13 protein-coding genes are annotated in these 13,880 nt (G+C 61.6%); 6 read left to right on the forward strand and 7 right to left on the reverse strand.

The features are described 5' to 3' along the window. Nucleotide 1 precedes the first annotated feature (1 nt). The 3 genes from RZS28_RS11725 to RZS28_RS11735 all read left to right on the forward strand — a co-directional run bounded on the left by RZS28_RS11725 (nucleotide 2) and on the right by RZS28_RS11735 (nucleotide 1,486). Nucleotides 2-391: a response regulator gene (locus RZS28_RS11725; protein ID WP_407337930.1), complete on the forward strand. Its 390-nt coding sequence runs from the start codon at nucleotides 2-4 to the stop codon at nucleotides 389-391. Continuing rightward, the gene (locus RZS28_RS11730) at nucleotides 388-978 is read left to right on the forward strand and encodes a chemotaxis protein CheD (RefSeq protein WP_407337931.1); all 591 of its coding nucleotides are present in this window, start codon (nucleotides 388-390) and stop codon (nucleotides 976-978) included. Before RZS28_RS11725 ends, RZS28_RS11730 begins: the two co-directional genes overlap by 4 nt. 121 nt (nucleotides 979-1,099) lie before the next feature. Then, entirely contained in the window at nucleotides 1,100-1,486 is a 387-nt protein-coding gene (locus RZS28_RS11735; RefSeq protein ID WP_407337932.1) for a hypothetical protein, read from the forward strand. A 2-nt stretch (nucleotides 1,487-1,488) separates the two neighbouring features. Here the strand turns inward: RZS28_RS11735 and RZS28_RS11740 are convergent, their stop codons facing one another. The 6 genes from RZS28_RS11740 to RZS28_RS11765 form a co-directional block, all read right to left on the reverse strand. Next, complete coding sequence (locus RZS28_RS11740; protein WP_407337933.1) at nucleotides 1,489-1,902, reverse strand: group III truncated hemoglobin; 414 nt, start codon at nucleotides 1,900-1,902, stop codon at nucleotides 1,489-1,491. A 274-nt stretch (nucleotides 1,903-2,176) separates the two neighbouring features. After that, entirely contained in the window at nucleotides 2,177-2,647 is a 471-nt protein-coding gene (locus RZS28_RS11745; RefSeq protein ID WP_407337934.1) for a molybdenum cofactor biosynthesis protein MoaE, read from the reverse strand. A gap of 4 nt (nucleotides 2,648-2,651) precedes the next feature. Continuing rightward, nucleotides 2,652-2,903, reverse strand: coding sequence for a molybdopterin converting factor subunit 1 (gene moaD / locus RZS28_RS11750; RefSeq protein ID WP_407337935.1), 252 nt, complete (start codon nucleotides 2,901-2,903; stop codon nucleotides 2,652-2,654). A 47-nt stretch (nucleotides 2,904-2,950) separates the two neighbouring features. After that, a complete protein-coding gene (gene pgsA, locus RZS28_RS11755; protein ID WP_407337936.1) occupies nucleotides 2,951-3,562 on the reverse strand; it encodes a CDP-diacylglycerol--glycerol-3-phosphate 3-phosphatidyltransferase in 612 nt (203 codons plus the stop codon). An 84-nt stretch (nucleotides 3,563-3,646) separates the two neighbouring features. Next, nucleotides 3,647-5,746: an excinuclease ABC subunit UvrC gene (gene uvrC, locus RZS28_RS11760; protein ID WP_407337937.1), complete on the reverse strand. Its 2,100-nt coding sequence runs from the start codon at nucleotides 5,744-5,746 to the stop codon at nucleotides 3,647-3,649. A 154-nt stretch (nucleotides 5,747-5,900) separates the two neighbouring features. Beyond that, nucleotides 5,901-7,106, reverse strand: coding sequence for a PA0069 family radical SAM protein (locus tag RZS28_RS11765; RefSeq protein WP_407337938.1), 1,206 nt, complete (start codon nucleotides 7,104-7,106; stop codon nucleotides 5,901-5,903). Nucleotides 7,107-7,530: 424 nt separating this feature from the next. On the opposite strand from RZS28_RS11765, the gene RZS28_RS11770 reads away from it, so the two are divergent. From RZS28_RS11770 to RZS28_RS11780, 3 genes are all read left to right on the forward strand, one after another. Then, nucleotides 7,531-7,905, forward strand: coding sequence for a hypothetical protein (locus RZS28_RS11770; protein ID WP_407337940.1), 375 nt, complete (start codon nucleotides 7,531-7,533; stop codon nucleotides 7,903-7,905). Between the two features lie 1,010 nt (nucleotides 7,906-8,915). Next, nucleotides 8,916-11,177 (forward strand): TOMM precursor leader peptide-binding protein, encoded by a 2,262-nt coding sequence (locus tag RZS28_RS11775; protein WP_407337941.1) that lies wholly within the window; start codon nucleotides 8,916-8,918, stop codon nucleotides 11,175-11,177. A 36-nt stretch (nucleotides 11,178-11,213) separates the two neighbouring features. Next, nucleotides 11,214-12,650 carry a SagB family peptide dehydrogenase gene (locus tag RZS28_RS11780; RefSeq protein WP_407337942.1) on the forward strand — a complete coding sequence of 479 codons (1,437 nt, stop codon included), beginning with the start codon at nucleotides 11,214-11,216 and terminating at the stop codon, nucleotides 12,648-12,650. A 109-nt stretch (nucleotides 12,651-12,759) separates the two neighbouring features. Here RZS28_RS11780 and RZS28_RS11785 read toward each other — a convergent pair whose 3' ends face one another. Continuing rightward, a complete protein-coding gene (locus tag RZS28_RS11785) occupies nucleotides 12,760-13,581 on the reverse strand; it encodes a VOC family protein (RefSeq protein WP_407337943.1) in 822 nt (273 codons plus the stop codon). Between the last annotated feature and the right edge of the window lie 299 nt (nucleotides 13,582-13,880).

The raw sequence follows: 13,880 nt of genomic DNA on the forward strand, positions 1-13,880 counted from the left end.
GATGCCATTCGCATCAGCCCTGCGCGTATTGATCGTTGACGACCAGCTCACGAGCCGGCTGCTGATCCGCGGCGGCTTGCAGGAACTCGGCGTCTTGGACATAGAGATGGCCGCCGACGGCGAGCAGGCGTTCAAGATCATGATGGCGAAGCCGGCCCATCTGGTGATTTCGGATTTCAATATGCCGAAGATGGACGGAATCGCCTTTCTGCGGGCCATTCGCAATTATGAGCCCACGAAAAAATCCGCCTTCATTCTCCTGACCGGCCGGGGAGACAAGGAGTTGATTGAGCGCGCCAAGCAAAACGGCGCCAATAATGTTCTCGCCAAGCCCTTTACGATCCCCGTGCTGAAGGCGCAGATCGAAGGCGTCGTCGGACGTTTGAAATGACGACGAGCGAAGCCGCGCGCGCGGCCAGAACATTCGGCGCCGCGGGCGAGCAACGGGTTCACATTATCCAGGGCGAATATCATGTCGCCGATGATCCGAACGTGATGTTGACCACTTTGCTCGGCTCCTGCGTCGCGGCTTGCCTGCGCGATCCCGTCGCCGGCGTCGGCGGGATGAACCATTTTCTTTTGCCCGGCCAAGACTCTCCGCCTTCCGGTCAAGAGGCCGGATCGCAGCGAAAAGAGGCGGAACGCTATGGCGTTCATCTGATGGAGCTTCTGGTGAATGGCCTGCTGCGGTGCGGCGCGCGGCGCGATCGCCTGGAGGCGAAACTGTTCGGCGGCGCGAGGACAATGGACGGCCTCGCCGACATTGGCGGTTTGAACGCCGGCTTCGCTGAACGATTCCTGCAGAATGAAGGGATTCGCCTCGTCGGCGGCAGTCTGCGCGGCGACCAGGGCCGCCGCATTCAATTCTGGCCGGTGTCCGGCCGCGCGCGTCAGGTCTTCCTCAGCGCAAGCCAGGTTCCGCCGCCGCAAAGGAGTCCCGCGCCTAAATCGCCGAGCGGCGCCGTTGAATTCTTCTAACGTAAAATTGGACGAAGCGGAGGCTCGCTTGCGGCTTGGGCGCAGCGAAAAGAACACTGGCGCAATTTCGCGCCGTCAATCTTCAGAAGCGATTTCTCGATTCGCGACGGATCCTTAGCTTATGAAAGCGCAAACCGTAAGCGGCGAGCCTTCCCGCCCTCCGCATGTGCCGATCAGCGACGTGCTTGGCCGCGTTAGCGACGAATTGGCGCATCTCGCCCGTCTTCTCGACCATCTCGAGTCTCTTATCGGTCCCCTGATTCTCGAGGCGGGGCGTCGGGATGCGGATGTGCTGCATCACGCGCAGAGCATCGATCACATTGGGCAGAAGCTGTCGGGGCTCGCGGCTTTCCTGGCGGCTCTGGCGCCGGATGCGTCGGGCCAGTGGCTTATAGATCCGAGCGCGGCGGCCAAGGTCCTCACCCTGGCGGATTTGGCCTCGCGGCTTGGATTTTCCAAGGACGACGCAAGATCGCTGGACGCTTGGGGCGACTGCGACCTTTTCTGATCTCAACCCGGATGGCGCGCCGGCTTGCCGTCCGAACCGACAAAGGGGAAGATCCCCGCCTTGAAACTCTCGGCCATGTGATTGGCCTTGGCGAGCGCCTTGCCGGCAAGCTCCGGCGGCAAGGTCTCCCTTGCGGTTTCCTCGAACAGAGCAAGCCAGCGGCTGAAATGTTCGAGCTCGACCGGCAAATTCATATGCACGACAAAAGGCGAGCCGCTGTAGCGATCCGTGCCGAGGAGAGCCCTCGACCAGAAATTTGCGACAACCCGCAAATGGACGTCCCAATCGTCGACTTTCGCATTGAAAATCGGGCCGAGCAGGGAATCCTCACGCGCCTTGCGGTAGAACTCCCGCACGCAAGCTGCGATTGCTTCCTCCTGAACGGCATGCTTCGATTCCGTCGCAATTCCTTCCATGACGTTCGGACTCCTACTTGGGCCGCTGCGGCGTCTGCTCCGCTTAGAGCATGTTCCGAAAAAGTTGATCGACTTTTTCGATCAGAACATGCTCCAACTTATTGATCTGTAGCGAGTTCTTATCGATTGGATGATTCCATCCAATCGGAACGCGCTCTAGGCGGTCTTTACGCGCTAAAGCTGATGAATCTGTCAGAGGCCGCGAATATTGTCGTCGTCGGCGCCTCTCTGTCGATAACATGTATAAGAACTATATAGCGAAAAGGCAAAGGGCTCAGCGCCGCCATTTTTCCGCCGCCGCGTCATCTTGCTCCTTCGCGCTGACCCAATCGGCCGAGGCGTCATCGGCGGCCACCAAGTGCTGCTTTTTCCAAAACGGCGCCTGCGTCTTCAAGAAATCCATCAGGAAGGAGGCGGCGGCGAAAGCTTCGCCGCGATGCGCGCTCGCCGCGATGACGAGGACGATGGGCTCGCCGGGCTTGATCAATCCATATCGATGGATGACGAGAACGCCCTCAAGCGGCCAGCGCGTCAAAGCCTCCGCGACGACCCGGTTGATTTCTTCCTCCGCCATGCCCGGGTAATGTTCGATTTCGAGCGCCGCCAGCGCGCCTCCTTCGTCGCGGCAGAGGCCGGTGAAGGTCACGACCGCGCCGATGTCGGCGCCCTCTCGCGCAAGCTTTGCGGATTCCTCTGCCGCGCTGAAAGTCTCTTTCTGAACGCGCACGATCGCAAGGGCGCTCAAGCTGTCATCCCCCTGTCATGGGAGGGAAAAAAGCAATTTCCCGCGCATTCGCGATGGTCGCGTCATGTTTGACATGGGTGCGATCGACCGCGGCCCTGATCGTCTTCATGTTTTCGAAAGCGGCGGCATAGCCCTCGCCCCTGTCGTGGAGCCAGGCCATGAGCTCGCCGACCGTCAAAATGCGCTCCGGCGGCGAAATTTCCTCTTCGGTCTTGCCGATGCGTTCGCGCACCCAGGCGAAATAGAGAGCTTTCATGATTTCCTGCTCATGCGCCGGGCCGGATGGCCTCGGCGATAAAGGCGTCACTCGGCGCCCATATGTTTCAATCCGGCTTTCAGATAGTCCCACCCTGTATAGAGCGTGAGCAGCGCCGAGACCCAGAAGAGGGCGAGGCCAATGTTCAAGGCGCCCGGCAGCAGCTCGTCGCCGGCCGGGCCGGCGATCAGAAATCCCAAGGCCACGAGCTGCAGCGTCGTCTTCCATTTGGCGATCCGGCTCACCGGGATCGAGACTTTGAGCTCCGCCAAGAATTCCCTCAAGCCCGAAACAAGGATTTCCCGGCATAAGATAATGATCGCGGCCGAGAGTGAATAGCTCTCGATGGTATGGTCCGCGACAAGCATCATAAGCACGGCTGCGACAAGGAGCTTGTCCGCGATCGGGTCGAGCATCTGGCCGAGGGTGGATTGCTGCGACAGAGCGCGGGCGAGATAGCCGTCGAGAAAATCCGTAATTCCGGCGGCGATGAAAATGCCGAGCGCGACCCAGCGCACCCATCCGATGTCCGACCAAAAGAGGCAGCCGACTACGACGGGCACCGCCGCCACCCGGCCGTAGGTCAGGAGGTTGGGCAGGCTCCAGGCCTGGCTTGAACCGCTCGTAACAGTTGTGATCGCCATGGGGGGAGGGAACATTCTCTCTAGGGCCGCGTCAATAGCGCCGTGGCTCACCGCCCGCCTGAACCGACCAGGGCGCGCCAAAAACGTATTGATTTCCTTCTATCTGCCACGCTCGTGAAAAAAATCATAGACAAGCTGAGCCGTCGCCGCATTGACGCCCGGCACTTTCCCGAGATCGGACAGGGCCGCCCGCGAAATCGCCTTGGCGGTGCCGAAAGCGTGCAGCAAGGCGCGCTTGCGCGCGGGGCCGATCCCGGCGATTTCATCGAGCGGGCTTTTGGTGAATTCCTTCTTTCGCCGCGCCCGATGCGTTCCGATCGCGAAACGATGCGCCTCGTCGCGCAGCCGCTGCACGAAATAAAGCGCCGGGTCGCGCGGCGACAGCTTGAACGACTCCCGGCCGGCGACAAAAAACGTCTCGCGTCCGGCGTTGCGGTCGATCCCTTTTGCAATCCCCGCGACCGCGACATCGGTGACGCCCAATTCGGCCAGAATGGCTTGCGCCGCATCGAACTGTCCCTGACCGCCGTCGATCAGGATCAGGTCCGGTTTGTGCGGGAAAGCGTCTCGGCTATCGCTTTCCTCGCCCTCGGGCGCAATCTCGACGCCAGGCTCCCGCTCGAAGCCCGCTCCCGTCTCCTGTGCAGGACCGGCCAAGGCGGCTTCCTCCTTCATGAGCCTCGAGAAGCGCCGCCGCAGCACTTCGCGCATCATTCCGTAGTCGTCGCCCGGCGTAAGCTCGTCGCCCTTGATATTGAAGGTGCGATAATGCGCTTTCATGAACCCGGCCGCGCCAGCGACGATCATCGCGCCGACGGCGTTCGTCCCCATGATATGGGAATTGTCATAGACCTCGATCCGCCGCAGCTTCCCGGACAGGCCGAACGCCTCCGCCAGCGCGGCGAGAAGCTTCTCCTGCGACGCGGTTTCGGACAATTTGCGACTCAGAGCCTCCCGCGCATTTTGCGCGGCATGCTCGACGAGCTCCTTCTTCTCCCCCCTTTGCGGCGCGGCGATCTCAACTTTGCGGCTGGATCTTTCGCACAAAGCCTGTTCGAGCACCGCGCGATTCTCAATCCCATGTGAAATCAGAATTAGCCGCGGCGGCGGCTTGTCGGCGTAGAACTGGGCGAGGAAGGAATCGAGGACCTCGCCGGGCGACAGGCTTTTATCGGCGCGCGGAAAATAGGCGCGATTGCCCCAGTTCTGGAAGGTTCGGAAGAAAAAGACCTCGATGCAGAACTGGCCGGCCTCATCGACGATGGCGAAGACATCCGCCTCCTCGACGGTTCTTGGATTGATTCCTTGGGCGCCCTGGATGGCGGAGAGCGCGGCGATGCGATCGCGGAAGCGGGCCGCGCTTTCGAATTCCATCAGATCGGCGGCGGCGGCCATCTCTTGGGCGAGGAGATCGCGCACGGAGCGGCTCTTGCCAGACAGGAAATCGCGGGCCTCGCGCACAAGCTCGGCATAGTCGGCTGGGCCGATTTCGCCGGTGCATGGCGCGGAGCAACGCTTGATTTGATAAAGCAGGCAGGGCCGCGTGCGATTGTCATAATAGCTGTCCGAGCAGGAGCGCAACAGAAAGGCGCGCTGCAAGGCGTTCAAGGTGCGATTGACGGCCCAGACGCTTGCGAAAGGGCCGAAATAATCCCCTTTTCGATTTCGCGCGCCGCGATGCTTCGTGATTTGCGGCGCCGCATGATCGCCGGTCAGCAGGATGTAAGGAAAGGATTTGTCGTCGCGCATCAATACATTGAAGCGCGGCTTCATCTGCTTGATGTAATTGGTCTCGAGGAGCAAAGCCTCGGTCTCGGTCTCGGTCGAGATGAAAACCATCGAGGCGGTCAGCGCGATCATTCTGGCGATGCGATTGGTATGGCCGAAGGGCCGCACATAGCTTGCGATCCGCTTGCGGACGCTTTTCGCCTTGCCGACATAAAGAACCTCGCCGTCGGCCGCGATCATGCGGTAGACGCCGGGCCCGACCGGGGCGTGCCGCCAAAAGCCGCGAATGACCGCGGCGCCGCGCCGAACGGAGGCTGGGGCCGAGTCATCCTCGATCGTCAGCTCCAAATCGGCGAAGATCTCGGCATCGTCCTCGATCGCGGCTTCGGGTTGATCGCCGGGGCCGGCCGCGGCGAATTCGCCGCTCGGCGCTTCAGAGGAAGGTAAACCGGGCTTTTGAACGCGCGTCATGCTCGCAGATTTAGGCGATCCCCATCGGCGTGAAAAGGCTCGCTCACAAAAGCGGCTGGAGCGCCCCTAGCGCGAATGGCTGAGCAAACGCCTAAAGTTCTTGCGTCGAAGAGTCGCCTAGTCGCCAACCGAGGTCCATCCGCTTCACCATGCGCTAAAGCAACCGCAATTGCTCTCCCTGGCGCGCCGGCGGGACGAAAAGGTCGCAGCGCAATGGCGTCCGGCTTGCGGCGAACCCGATTTTCGCCATCGCCGCCTCGAATCTGCGCCCGATCATCCAAGCATAGGGGCCGGACCCGGTCATGCGCTTGCCAAAGGTCGAATCATAGAGCTTGCCGCTGCGGATGGAGCGCACCAGAGAGAGCACATGCCTGAGCTTGCCGGGATAATGGGCGAGCAGCCATTCGGCGAAAAGATCGCGCAATTCGAGCGGCAGGCGCAGCATGACGTAACCAGCCTCCCGCGCCCCCATAGCGTGGGCGCGAGTGAGAATGGCCTCGATTTCCGCGTCATTGATGGTCGGGATGATCGGCGCGACCATGACGGCCGTTGGGACGCCGGCCTCGGTCAGGAGCCTGATCGCCTCGAGCCGGCGCTCCGGGGCGCTCGCCCTCGGCTCCATCTTGCGGGCGAGCTCCGGATCGAGCGTCGTCACCGACAGCGCCACTTTCACGAGGCCCTTTTGCGCCATCGGGGCGAGGAGATCGAGATCGCGCAGAACCAAGGCCGACTTGGTGACGATGCCGACTGGATGATTCGTCCGCGCGAGCACGCCAAGCACGCGCCGCATGATTTTCTCGCTACGCTCGATCGGCTGATAGGGGTCGGTATTGGTTCCAATCGCGATCGTCTTGGGCCGGTAGCCTGGCGCCGACAATTCGCGCTCGAGCAAATCCGCCGCATTCGTCTTGGCGAAAAGCCGGGTTTCGAAATCGAGGCCGGGGGAAAGGCCCAGATAGGCATGCGTCGGCCGCGCGAAACAATAGATGCAGCCATGTTCGCAGCCTCGATAGGGATTGATCGAGCGATCGAAGGAAATGTCGGGCGAATCATTGCGGGTGATGATTGTCTTGGCGCGTTCTTGCGTCACATGGGTCGGCAGCGGCGCAAGCTCCTCGGCCGAGCCCCAGCCGTCGTCTTCGCGAAAACGCGCCTCAGCCTCGAAACGCCCGCTTGCGTTCGACACGGCGCCGCGACCGCGCCGCGCCGCCGGGACTGAGCGGGCAAGGGATTCGCCCAGTACGGATTCTTCCGGCAAAACGCCGCCGAGACGTTTCGACGCCGGCCCAGGAGCCTTAGCCGAAGCGCTTCGACGCCCCTGGGTCGACTTGCCGAGACTATGGTCCGCCAGTTGCGCCATTTCTGTCGTTCCCGATACGCAAAAAGTTCATTTCGCTCTGAACATTTGTAGGATATTTGTAGAACAAATACAAAACAAATTAATGTGGGTCAAATGTTCCTGTGGATAAGTCTGTGGGGCGAGCGACCGTGCGGATTGAAGCGTCGCATCCTGAACACGCGGTCCCGACTCGGTCCTGATCGTCGGCGTCAGCGCTTCATGGCGAAGTCGACGTCGCGAGGCGAGCCGACCCGATCGCGTTCCGATTTCCAAAGCAAGCGCTTGCGCATGGCGAGCCGGCCTTGTTGCGCCGCTCGTGTCCAGCCACGGACAAGCCTCGCGGATTAGAGTTTAGCGCTCAACGGCGGGAGCTTGGCGGTGAAGAGGCGATCGCTCGGTGCGCGGCGAGGGAACCGCCATCCAAACTTAAAGTAGAGACCGAGCCATGAAGCATGTTTTCGGAGCCGCGGTCATCCTTGCGCTGGCGACGCCTGCCGCCGGCGGCGGCGTGACGCCATGCGACGTGACGGGCGCCATAGCCGCCGGCGCGCGCGCTCTGGAGGGCCCGCCGGTCTTCGACGTCGCGCGCAATTGCACAGCCGCCTTCGCCTCTAAGGAGGCGGCTGGAGAATGTATCGCGCGCGAAAAGATAGCTCGTTCTAACATCGAGCCAAAATGGGCGTCCTTGTCCGACACGGTCAAGCGCACCTGCATCGCGCGCGTTCCAAAAGCAACGGCGCGGGCTTATTTTTCATTGGTCGATTGCGCGCTCAAGGAAGGGCGTCTTGATCAATTTCGATCGACCGAAGCGGCGCGTTGAACTTGGGATGCGGCCGACAGTCGACCTAAACACAGATTCGCGCCGCGGAGCGCCGCCCGGCGTCGCGCCGTATAGGGCGACAATCTCGCGGAGGCTTGTTTAGCTACTTTATGTAAATTCAGTAAATTAGGAACTAACCTTTTCGGCTTTGGCGCTATTAAAGGCGCATGAAAAATGTTAGGGAACGTTACAGGCTCGTCGCGCATTTGTTCGACGGTAAAGTGGAGGAGGAGCTCTGCTATGTCGCAAGCGAAGCGCGCTTCAAATGGGAAGCGTCCATCTAAAGCAGTATCCGTGCTGGGAATCGCCGGGATGTCTTTGGCGGCGTCAACCGGCGGATCGATAGCCGATATACCATCGGAGTCCTTGGCGGCGGCAGGGGGATGGGCGCCTGATGGACGCTCGCAGGATGCGGCGCCCTTTCAGCTAACTTTCGGGGATGAGGAAATCTCCGACGTCAGCCTGGCGACCTTCCATCTCTTCGACAAGGAAGGCCTTGGAGCGCCGCAGGCGGCGCCCATACAAGTTGCAAGAGGCGGCTGCGGCTGCGGACATGGATGCGGCGGACGAGGCTGCGGCGGTAGAGGCTGCGGCGGCGCCAGGGGCTGTGGAGGTTGCGCGCACGGCGGCTGCAGGGGATGCGCCAGAGGCTGTGGCAGAGGTTGTGGCTGGGGCGGCTGCGGCGGCTGCGGCGTTGGCTGGGGCTTGGGCGGTTGTTGCCTGTCGTGGGGTGGTTGCTCGCCCTTGTGTTAGGCTGGGTCGGCTTCCGACACGCTGATTAAGCGCGGTTCGGCAGAGCCGCGCAAAATTAAATTGAACCTATAAGTCCTGTTGCGGCGCTCTTGTGGCGCGCGTCAAGTGCGCGTCACAACTGAGTGAGCGGGCGGGGTTTTTTTAGAAACTGGCGTCGAAAACGCCGGCGCGGGGGGCTTGATGATGGACGCCTGGCGACCGCAGAAGACGCTCGTGCTGGCGTCCCAAGTTGCGACGAAGGCGCGCGTGCCAACCTCATGACAGGCGATCAGGGAAGCAGCTTTACACAGCTTAATGGCAAAGACGTTCCGCAGTTCGCCCCGAATTTCACCGTCTATGTTCTGCCGCCCGATGTCGTATGCCTCTATTCCGAGGATCGGAAGTTCCTGCTTCACGGCGAACTCTATTGCGCGCTCGCCGCCGCGATCGGGGAGGGCGGAAAGAGCATTCGGGAGCTTGTTCGCGAGCTCGAGCCGGATTTTCCGCCTGACAAGATTCAAGAAGCCCTGAAGCGACTTTTCGAGCGCCGATACGTCCTTTCAGCCTCGCGCTCTTCGAATGGCCCTGTAGCCGCCTATTGGGCGAGCCTCGGTCTATTGCCGGAGACAGCGGAGAGAAATCTCCAGAAATGTCGCGTGCGCATTCAATCGATCGACGTGGAGGGCGCGGCGGAGCTCGGCGCGGCCTTGAGCGCGCTGGGAGTGCGAGTGGTCAAGCGCTCGCCCGATCTGACGATCGCCTTGGTGAACGATTATCTTGAAGCGCGATTGGCCGAATGGAACCAGCAGCATTTGTTGGACGGCGCGCCCTGGACGCTCGTCCAGCCCTCCGGCATTTTTCCCCTGGTCGGCCCCGTGTTCAGACCGGGGAAGGGCCCTTGCTGGGCGTGTCTTGCCGAGCGGATGAAAAGGAACCGGGAGGTCAAGGCGCTTCTCGACCGCAGACAGGCCCGTTGCGTCGCTGTTTCGCCTCTGGCCCGGAGCGCGCTTGGAGGGAGCGCCATCCAGCTTGCGGCCGTCGAGATCGCGAAAGCGATCGCCAGCGATTTTCGCACGGCGTTGACTGATCACATCATCAGCCTCGACCTGTTGGGCTCGACGATCGTAAAGCATTATGTAGCGGCCCGTCCGCAGTGTCCGGTCTGCGGCCGCAAGAAGTTGCGCGATCCGCGCCGGGCGCCCGTCGCCGTCGAGCTCGGGGCCGGCGGCAAGGTCGTCATGACGAGCGGCGGATATCGCAGCCGTTCGTCGGCGGCGACGGTCGCGCGTTTCCGCAAGCACGTGAGCCCGCTCACCGGCGTAGTCTCGCGTCTCGAGCGGATCCAAGCCGATTTGCCTTTGAACACCAACTACCATGCCGCGCATAATTTTTCAGGGCCGTCCGAGTCGGTCCATGAACTCAGGGCGGGGCTGAGCGCCGGCAGCTTCGGCAAGGGCAGCACCGCCGAACAGGGCGAAGCCAGCGCGCTCATGGAGGCGATCGAACGCTATTCCGGAATTTTTCAGGGTGATGAGATCAGGGTGAAGCGACGGTTCGCCGATTTCGCGCCGGGCGAGGCTATTCCTCCGAACAAGGTCCTTCTCTTCAGCGACGCGCAATTGCAGCAAGGCCGCGAGCCGACGCCGGGCTCGGATGGATCGGAGGCGACCCCGGCGCTTTTCGATCAATCAGCGCGGATCGACTGGTCGCCGGTCTGGTCGTTACGCGACGGATGCTTCAAATATCTTCCGACCAGCCTATTGTATTTTTTCTACAGGGGCCCCGCCGCTTTCGCCGCGGATTCCAACGGCTGCGCGGCCGGCAACACGTTCGAGGAGGCGATCGTCCAGGGGTTTCTCGAGCTGGTCGAGAGGGACGCATACGCGATCTGGTGGTACGGTCGATTGCAGCGCCCCGAATTGGACCTCGGCCAGTTTGACGATTCCTACGTCCGCGACCTGCGAAAGCAGTTGGCCGAAACCGGCCGACGCCTTTGGGTGCTCGACGTCACCAGCGATCTCGGGATTCCGACGTTTGTGGCGATGACGCATTGGATGCAAGATGGGCGGGAGAATATCGAATTCGGCTCCGGCGCGCATTTCGACGCGCGAATCGCCTTGTTGCGGGCGCTGACGGAGCTCAATCAATTTCTCTCCCTGGGCCTCATGGGCGGCGGAACCGGGGAGAAGTCGAGCCTTGACGGCGTCACTCCATTACGCCTGCAGGACCATCCCTATTTGACGCCGAGCGGAAATCCGCCGGTCCAATCGGACTTCCGCTCGAAGTTCGGCCATCTCGACACGCGCGAGCAGGTGGCGGCGTGCGTCTCGCTCGCAAGGCAAGCGGGCCTCGATTTCCTCGTCCTCGATCAGACGCGTCCCGACATAGAAGTCCCGGTCGTGAGAGTGATCGTTCCGGAGTTGCGGCATTTCTATCGCCGCTTTGCGCCTGGTCGGCTTTACGATGTGCCGGTGAAGCTCGGACTGCGGGATCGGCCGATTAAGGAAAACGAGCTCAACCCGATACATCCCCATACCTGAGGCGATCCCGGCTTGCGCGCTCCCGGATCAGAGAGAGTGCGACGGGCCGCGCCGGCGACGGTTTCCGCCCGGCTCCGCCGTCACGTCACGCTCGAAGCGCATGCGAATGGTGAAATCGTCGCCTATTTCGACGGCTATTCGGTCGGCTTGGGAACGTTCAGCGCGGGCGTGGCGGATCGCGCGAAGACCTTGCGCATGGGTCTGCCGCTCGCCTCCTTTGCGTCCGGCGGCGGAAATATCAACAAAGCAATCGATCTATTGGTCCGGCGTTTAGCCGCGCGCGGTCTATTGGAGTATCGTCTCGGGCGCTCGCGCGACGACGCGGATCTGGCTGTGATCGAACCGCAGACTCTGGATTATTGGCCGCAAACGCCGCAGCTCCGCGATGCGGAGACGCTCGTCTTGTCGCGGTTCGCCTATATGCGCCGGCGCGGCGACGAGATGGTGTTGGAATCGCCGCGCGCCGGCGCGTTGATCAAAATATGCGATCCGAGGATCGCAACCGCCATCGCCATTCTTTCCGCTCCGCAGAAAATCAAGCAGCTCCGTGCTTTGGACGGATTTCCGGGAGTCGCGTTTCTCGCTTTGCTGGTGGATTGCCAGATCGTTTTCAAGGTCGACGGCGCGGGCGAAAATGGCCTTCGCCGGGCTGAGGGCGACGACAACCTCGTTCTTTGGGACTTTCACGATCTTCTGTTTCACGCGCGCAGCACCGAAGGCCGGCACGCCAATCCGCTAGGCGGAGTCTATCCGCATGCCGGACTCATTTCTCCGCTGCCGGCGGTGCGGCCCCAATGGCCAGGAAAAAAAATCGATCTGCGCAAGGTCCCCGTGGCTCCACCAGAGGCGATCTCGCCGGTCGCAAAGCTCCTGCGCGAACGTCATTCCACGCGCAGCTTTGACGACCAGCGGCCGATCACGCTCGCCGAGCTTTCGCGATTTCTCGACGGCGCCGCGCGAGTCCTGTCGACATCGAACGCCAAGTTCGACCTCGACGAGGGCGGTCATACCGTGAGGCCCTATCCGTCGGCAGGCGCGGCCTACGAACTCGAGCTTTATCTGGCGGTCGACAAGTGCGAAGGCCTTGCGCGAGGCTTCTATCATTACGACGCCAACGCTCACGCATTGGCGCAGATCGGCGTTTCGGCCGATGATCTCGAAGCGCTGCTGGCGGGAGCCGCATATGCAATGGGCGCCCCCGCTGCTCCCCAGATTCTGATCACGATCGCCGCGCGCTTTGGCCGGATTTCATGGAAGTATAGCTCGATCGCCTATTCGCTCATTCTGAAGGACGTCGGCGTCTTGACTCAGACGCTCTATCTGATGGCGACCGACATGGGGCTCGGCGGATGCGCGATCGGAATCGCGAATATCGATCGGTTCGCAAAAATGACAGGGATCGAATTCCACGTGGAAGGCCCGGTCGGTCAATTTGCGATCGGCCGCGGCGCGAAATCGGAAGCTCCCGACTGACGATCGCGCGGCCCTCGGCGGGGTTGACGGCCGCCCAAACGGCGATCGCGCGGCCAAAGGCGGCGGATCAATAGCAATCAATTTGCGGTTCCAGGCTTTACCAAGACCATTAGCGGCCCGGCGCGTCGGAGGGATCGCGGGGGATAAAATATCCGATCGGCCTGCGCCGCCGATCCAGCAGGCCGAATATGGCGCCCTGGGGATCAGTGCAATGGACGATCCATGCTCCGCCAGGCACGACCATCGGGCCATAGTGGATTTCGCCGCCGCCGGCCTCCACGCGCTTCGCCGCCGCCTCAATGTCGCCGACGTTGAAATAGTAAAGCCAGAAAGGAAGCGGCAGTGTCGGAGGCTTGGTGAATATGCCGCCGATCGTCTCCCCTGCCGCCGAGAACTGCTGATACGCGCCCATCGCGCCAGCATGGGCCTCCGCTTTTTCCCAGCCAAATAGTTCGCCGTAGAAAGCGAACGCCTTCTCCCAGTCGGCGGCGAGCAGCTCATGCCAGCCCACGCGCCCTGATGCGTTGAGCTCGGCGGCCTGCGCCAGGCCGGGCTTTAGCCCCTTGACCAAGGCAAGCGTCGCCATTTGCGGGTCGGCGACGACCGAAAAGCGGCTGACATTGGGAACATCGGTCGGCGGGACATAAACCGCTCCGCCAAGCCGCTGGATCCGCGCGACCGCGGCGTCCACGTCATCGACCCCGACATATCCCATCCAATGCGGCGTTACGCCCGCTCGCCGCGCATCCTCCGGCAGGTTCATCAGACCGGCGACGGGGGCGTCTCCGATGGAAAACACGCTATAGGCGAAGCCGGGCATCGAGGCGTCCTGCGCCCCCCAGCCGACGACATCGGCGTAAAACGCCTTGGCTGCTTCTACATCTGTCGCCATCAGCTCGTACCAGACGAAACGGCCATGAGAATTGACCATGTCTGTTTCTCCGTTCGAGCCTGCGAAGACGTCGCGACGCCCGCTTTGAGGCGACCTCAGCTTTTTCGCCGAAGCATAATTGAGACGCCAGGCTGCATGGCCTGACTATGGCTCAAATATTCATGAAGGGGGGAAGTCATAACGCCGCAATTCGGCTCCGTCATGCGAAAATAATTTCGGTTCCGGTCAACCGAACGGCGAATTTCGCCGGCCATGTCCGCACCTTTTCTTGTAACATCATTTGTTATGTCAGAATGGGCGGAAATCTTTGATTTACAAAATGTCAGAGCGCTTTCAAC

The organism is Methylocapsa polymorpha, assembly GCF_045689225.1.
Lineage (GTDB): Bacteria > Pseudomonadota > Alphaproteobacteria > Rhizobiales > Beijerinckiaceae > Methylocapsa > Methylocapsa polymorpha.

Excerpts from the sequence above, each read along its gene's own strand:
- RZS28_RS11740 (WP_407337933.1), bottom strand. The coding sequence starts at position 1,902 with ATGGAAGGAATTGCGACGGAATCGAAGCATGCCGTTCAGGAGGAAGCA.
- moaD (WP_407337935.1), bottom strand. The coding sequence starts at position 2,903 with ATGAAAGCTCTCTATTTCGCCTGGGTGCGCGAACGCATCGGCAAGACC.
- RZS28_RS11765 (WP_407337938.1), bottom strand. The coding sequence starts at position 7,106 with ATGGCGCAACTGGCGGACCATAGTCTCGGCAAGTCGACCCAGGGGCGT.
- RZS28_RS11730 (WP_407337931.1), top strand. The coding sequence starts at position 388 with ATGACGACGAGCGAAGCCGCGCGCGCGGCCAGAACATTCGGCGCCGCG.
- pgsA (WP_407337936.1), bottom strand. The coding sequence starts at position 3,562 with ATGTTCCCTCCCCCCATGGCGATCACAACTGTTACGAGCGGTTCAAGC.
- RZS28_RS11785 (WP_407337943.1), bottom strand. The coding sequence starts at position 13,581 with ATGGTCAATTCTCATGGCCGTTTCGTCTGGTACGAGCTGATGGCGACA.
- uvrC (WP_407337937.1), bottom strand. The coding sequence starts at position 5,746 with ATGACGCGCGTTCAAAAGCCCGGTTTACCTTCCTCTGAAGCGCCGAGC.
- RZS28_RS11775 (WP_407337941.1), top strand. The coding sequence starts at position 8,916 with ATGACAGGCGATCAGGGAAGCAGCTTTACACAGCTTAATGGCAAAGAC.
- RZS28_RS11725 (WP_407337930.1), top strand. The coding sequence starts at position 2 with ATGCCATTCGCATCAGCCCTGCGCGTATTGATCGTTGACGACCAGCTC.
- RZS28_RS11770 (WP_407337940.1), top strand. The coding sequence starts at position 7,531 with ATGAAGCATGTTTTCGGAGCCGCGGTCATCCTTGCGCTGGCGACGCCT.
- RZS28_RS11735 (WP_407337932.1), top strand. The coding sequence starts at position 1,100 with ATGAAAGCGCAAACCGTAAGCGGCGAGCCTTCCCGCCCTCCGCATGTG.